This window comes from Halorubrum tibetense (assembly GCF_042661865.1).
GTDB lineage: Archaea > Halobacteriota > Halobacteria > Halobacteriales > Haloferacaceae > Halorubrum > Halorubrum tibetense.
Genome location: NZ_JBHSWW010000229.1, coordinates 1 through 3,932 on the forward strand (window position 1 = coordinate 1; position 3,932 = coordinate 3,932).

At 67.9% G+C, this 3,932-nt stretch carries 3 protein-coding genes; 2 read left to right on the forward strand and 1 reads right to left on the reverse strand.

What is annotated here, in order from left to right; translation table 11 throughout:
* Positions 1-797 (forward strand): homoserine O-acetyltransferase family protein (locus ACFQEU_RS12495; protein ID WP_379782621.1); only part of this gene is annotated, 797 nt, incomplete at its 5' end.
* Positions 798-1,226: 429 nt separating this feature from the next.
* Here ACFQEU_RS12495 and ACFQEU_RS12500 read toward each other — a convergent pair.
* Positions 1,227-1,664, reverse strand: a complete 438-nt coding sequence (locus ACFQEU_RS12500; RefSeq protein WP_379782623.1) for a DUF5807 family protein — start codon at positions 1,662-1,664, stop codon at positions 1,227-1,229.
* A gap of 562 nt (positions 1,665-2,226) precedes the next feature.
* Here ACFQEU_RS12500 and ACFQEU_RS12505 point away from each other — a divergent pair.
* Positions 2,227-3,932, forward strand: a 1,706-nt coding sequence (locus ACFQEU_RS12505; RefSeq protein WP_379782625.1) for a DEAD/DEAH box helicase, incomplete at its 3' end; no start/stop codon positions are given.

Sequence of the window (3,932 nt, forward strand, 5' to 3'; positions counted from 1 at the left end):
TGAACGTCTTGGAGTGGGCGAAACGCTACCCCGACGACGTCGACCGGGTCGTGCCGATCGCGGCCGCGGCCCGCTTGGACGCGCAGTGTCTCGCGCTGGAGGCGATCGCGCGGCGGGCGATCCGCTCGGACCCGAACTGGCACGGCGGCGACTACTACGACGCAAACCGAGCGAGCCCGGACACGGGACTGGCGCTGGCGCGGCAGATCGGCCACGTGATGTACCTCTCGAAGGCGTCGATGGAGCGGAAGTTCGGCCGGCGCTCCGCCGGACGCGACTCGCTGAGCCGGGACGACGGCGACCTCGGTCTGTCCGCCGACCCTGCCGCCGCGTTCTTCCCGTACCGCGAGGTGGAGTCGTACCTCGACTACCAGGCCGAGGGGTTCGCCGACCGGTTCGACGCGAACAGCTACCTCTACCTCACCCGGGCGATGGACGAGTACGACCTCGCCGCAGGATACGGCTCTGACGCCGACGCCCTCGCCGCGTTCGAGGGCGAGGCGCTCGTGATGAGCTTCACCGGCGACTGGCATTTCACCGTCGAGCAGGCCGCCTCGGTTGCGGGAGCCTTCCGCGAGCGCGACACCCCCGTCGCCCATCACGTGATCGACTCCGACCACGGCCACGACGCGTTCCTCGTCGAACCCGAACACGTCGGCCCGCCGCTCCGCGATTTCCTCGCCGACGGGGTCGAGGGACGCGCCGTCGACGACGAGGGGCCGGACGGCTCCCCGCGCGAGGACGCCGACCACGAGCCGAACCACGCCCCCGTCCACTCCAGCCTATTTAAGGGGTAGCGGCAGGGAGTCGAGTGAATCATCCGAACCTCGGCCGGCCTAGTAACGGCGACGGCGATTTCGACGGGGGGTGGCGGGAACCTCAACGGGGCGACCGCGGGGACCTCGACCGGGCGGTGGCGCGCCGGTTCGCGGCTTTATAAGGCGTGAACCGCCCGCGAGGTCGTCGGGCGAAGCCCGACTGCCAGAGGCGCGTAGCGCCTCACTGTCGCCGTCGCTACGCGCCCGCTGCTAGCGGAACCGCCGGTTCCTCGCTGGGGCCCGGCACAGCGTTTATAAACGCCGTTCCGGCGAAGCTGGGGCTTCGGGAGTAGTCACCGCACTGGCACCAGTTTATAAGTAAACGGAAGAACGCGTCACACTCCGCGGTACGTCGGGTGTGGCTCTCTGCTCGACTGCCGCCGCGGTCATTGAGTCCGTATATACGGATCAGGCGCGCTCGCCGACGACCCACTTGTGCGAGTAGCTGCCACCGCAGGTGCAGTGGGCGTACGCGTGGACGACATCGCCCTCGGCGTAGAGGCCGCCGACCTCCTCGTTTTGCGCCTCGGCAAACGCGAACACGAACCGGACGCGATGCGTCTCGTCGGGGGAGTCGTCCGCGAACGGACAGTCGCCGCCGTCGAGCGAGCGCGCGATCGTCCCCTCGGACCCCATCGCCTCCTTGGCGAACTCCATCGCGCCCATCCCGGTCCCGGCCTGGAACGCCGAGCGGCCCGTCTCCCCGTCGAGGATCAGCCGCACGCCGGCGTCCGTCTCGGTGCCGACCTTCCGGAGCCGGGAGTCGTCGTCGAGGTAGTCGTCGCTCAGGTAGAACACGACGTCGTCGAGGCGGTCGCCGGCGAGGAACTCGTCCAGCTTGCTCATGCCGGCGGGACGCACGTGAGCCGTAAAAGGAACGCGTGTCGTCGGCGCGTGTTGTCGGCACGGCCGAGGACGGAGGGAGGCCGTAGAGCGACGAGAACGACACGAACGAGGTCGCATGCGGTGTGAGCCGAGCGATTGACGGCGTGATAGAATCGGAGTAACAATTATTACCTATCCCGGAGATCAGCCGTGTGATGAGCGCACGTACACCATCCGGAGACCGGCTCGTAGAGTGGGCCGAGTTGGTTGACGAGGACGTGCCCGACGATCTCGGTCGTGACGGTCGTGACGGTCACGACGCACGCGGCGGGTGACGGCCACGACGCACGCGGCGGGTGACGGCCACGACGCACGCGGCGGGTGACGGCCGATAACTGACGACCGGTATCGGTCGTTCACGCGATGCCGGTCGGGATGAGGGCCACCCGGCCGGCGCGATCGACCCCCGAACAGTCGGTTCTCGCACGTATAACCGCCCATTCAGTCCGCGTCAGGTCACCATCCGTACCACTTTCACCCCGCTTCACGAAGCCTTTAGGCCGACGACGGCGAATCCCCGCCGATGGCGACCGAGGTCACTGGGATCAACCACCCGTTGCTCGTCGACGACTTCCTCCAGTCCCGCCGCTACCAGCTACAGCTCGCGGACGCCGCGATCGACGACCACACCCTGGTGTGCCTCCCGACCGGCCTCGGCAAGACGACGGTGAGCCTGCTCGTCACCGCGAGACGGCTCCACGAGGCCGGCGGAACCGCGCTGTTTCTGGCCCCGACGAAACCGCTCGTCCAGCAGCACGCGGAGTTCTACCGCGAGGCGATGACGATCCCGGACGACGAGATCGTCGTGTTCACCGGCGACGTGAAACCCGACGACCGCGCGGCCGTCTTCGGGGACGCGCGGATCGTGATCGCGACCCCACAAGTCGTCGAGAACGACCTCGTTGGCAACCGTATCTCCCTGCGCGAGGTCACGCACCTCACCTTCGACGAGTGTCACCGCGCGACCGGCGACTACGCCTACGTGTACATCGCGGAGCGCTACCACGCCGACGCCGCCGACCCGCTCGTGACCGGAATGTCTGCGTCGCCCGGCGGCGACACCGAGGAGATCGAGACGGTGTGTGAGAACCTCGGGATCCGCAACGTCGAGGTGATGACCGAGGACGACGCCGACGTCGACGAGTACACCCACGATACGGACGTTCGCTGGGAGCAGGTCACCCTGCCCGACGAGGTGCTCGCGATCCGCGACGCGCTCAACGAGGTGATCACCGACCGACTGGAGAAGCTCAAACAGCTCGGCGTGACGAACACGACGAACCCCGACCTCTCCCAGCGCGACCTCAACGAGATGCGCGGCAAGCTGAAGCGGATGATGGACAACGACCAGTCGGACGGCTACAAGGGGATGAGCACCCACGCGGAGGTGATGAAGCTCCGCCGCGCGACCGAGCTCGTCGAGACCCAGTCGGTCGAGTCCGTCCGGCGATACTTCGAGCGACAGCGCGAGGCGGCCCGATCGTCGGGGGCGTCGAAGGCGAGCCAGCGGATGATCGCGGACCCCAAGGTTCGCGAGGCGATGCGGAAGGCGGAGTCGTTCGACGGGCTCCACCCCAAGTTCTCGCAGGCCCGGATCCTGCTCGCGGAGACGCTCGGGATCAACGAGGGGGAACGGGCGATCCTCTTCACGGAGTCGCGGGACACCGCGGAGGCGTTGGTCGAGTTCCTCGAGACGAGCTTCGACGTCCGGAAGTTCGTCGGGCAGGGCGACAAGGAGGGCTCCGACGGGATGAGCCAGAAACAGCAGCAGGAGCGCTTACAGGCGTTCAAGAACGGCGAGTTCGAGGTGCTCGTTTCGACGAGCGTCGCCGAGGAGGGGTTAGACGTCCCAGAGGTGGACCTCGTCTGTTTCTACGAGCCGGTTCCGACCGCGATCCGCTCGATCCAGCGGAAGGGTCGGACCGGCCGACAGGCCGAGGGACAGGTCGTCGTGCTCATGGCCGAGGACACCCGCGACGAGGCGTTCTTCTGGATCTCGCGGCGTCGCGAGAAGAAGATGGAACAGGAGCTGTCCGCGCTCAAGAGCGCGACCGACGACATCGAAGCGTCGGTGACGGGCGGGGGGCAGTCCGATCTCGGCGCGTTCGCGGGCGGAGACGGAACGGACGGGGGCACACCCACCTCGGACGGCAACGACGAGGGGACGACCGGAGACGCGGCCGACGACGACGCGACCGACGCGGGACTGACGGACTTCGCGGCGGAGGC